2 protein-coding genes are annotated in these 1,518 nt (G+C 35.1%); both read right to left on the bottom strand.

Features of this window, described 5'->3' with window-relative positions; all coding sequences use genetic code 11:
- Positions 1-202: 202 nt before the first annotated feature.
- Positions 203-955: a LytTR family transcriptional regulator DNA-binding domain-containing protein gene (locus HMPREF1519_RS06860; RefSeq protein WP_037611648.1), complete on the bottom strand. Its 753-nt coding sequence runs from the start codon at positions 953-955 to the stop codon at positions 203-205.
- 202 nt (positions 956-1,157) lie between these two features.
- Positions 1,158-1,518, bottom strand: a 361-nt coding sequence (locus HMPREF1519_RS06865) for an SH3 domain-containing protein (protein ID WP_037611650.1), incomplete at its 5' end; no start/stop codon positions are given.

Below are 1,518 nucleotides of genomic sequence, written 5' to 3' on the forward strand. Positions count from 1 at the left end.
AAAAAGATAGCGAGGATAACTACGATAAGGGCTAATACTAAACCAATAAGTTTACTTGTATTTTTCATGAGTGATGTCCTTTACTGATAATTTACTCGGCTATTATAATACAAAAACAGCTAAATTTTTCATTGAAGTCATAAACAGTCGTTTTTTCGTCATAATCAGAAAATAAGATTTTAAAACAAAAATACTATATACATCAAACTGCCATGTTTTTTGGAACAAGCATCTTAGCAACAATCTCTTTTTGTTTAGCTTTTGAAACCAAGCATGACTCTCCGTTTTCAAAATAAATAACACCTAATTCTTTGTCCAATCTCACAATGTTTTCGGGATTTACAACAAATGATTTATGGCATTTATATAGTCTGCAATCTTGTTTCACAATTTTTGACAATTGACCATAGAACTCAATTTGCTCTTCTGTTGTATGAAGAATCACCTTATGAACTGTTGGAGATGTTTCAAAATAGAGTATCTTATGAAAAGGAACTTGTATAGTTACATTCTTTGTATCTATAGTAAAAGCACACTCTATTTGGCTCAGACCATTTTTAGAAAGTGCTAATCCAATATCAGAAATAATCCTATCTTCATATTCAATATCAGGCAAATTCTTGTCAATAAAATCAAGTGCAGCTAAGCGATACTGAAAGGTTGATGGTAGGAGTTCGGGATGTGCTGTGATGAAAACAATACTAGCATAAGGATCTCGCTCACGTATCTGTTGAGCAACCAATATTCCCCCTTCCATATCACTATCAGTTGCAATATCTAGAAAAAACAGTAAGTGCGAACCCCTTTCCGTAATACACTCTAATAATTGATTGGGTTTATCGTATAAATCGACCTTCCCAATTCTTAAAATATATATTTGTTTAGACTTGTGGATAGCATCCTCAAGACGAGCTTGTTGAAAATAATCTTCTTCTAAAACAAAAATATCTAACATAATTGAACACCTCTAATTACAACATCCTTATTCTATAACTTAAGATGCTAGTTACTCATAGAACGAATCCTATACTTTCACCTTGATTTTATAACTTTCGCTAATTTACAGCAAATGTTTCTAAAGCATATTGAACAATATATTGATTCAACTCTTGAAACTAAAAAAACACCACCCTCAAAAGAGAGTGATGTTACAACTCTTAAGAAATATCCACATAGCGTCTTGCACCGCTATAAGTCATATAAGATAACCATGTGTGTCCATCAGCTGTAAGGACCTTGTCATAGCGAACGGACATGCCTTTATCATAGTAGGCTAACTCTGGGCTTGCCACACTTGGTTGAGCCTTGATAGAGCTAGGTTTGGTAAAGGTATAAGTACCAGTTGCAGCTAGGCTTGGACTTGCTGGTTGAGCAACTGCTGTTGCCTTACCATCAATAGCAATGTAACGGCGGTTGCCTCCATGGCTTACATAAGAGAGCCATGTGTGACCATCTGCAGTCACCAATCTGTCATAGTTAACGGACATACCAGCATCATAGTAGGCCAACTCTGGACTC

The organism is Streptococcus sp. SR4 (assembly GCF_000517725.1).
Lineage (GTDB): Bacteria > Bacillota > Bacilli > Lactobacillales > Streptococcaceae > Streptococcus > Streptococcus salivarius_F.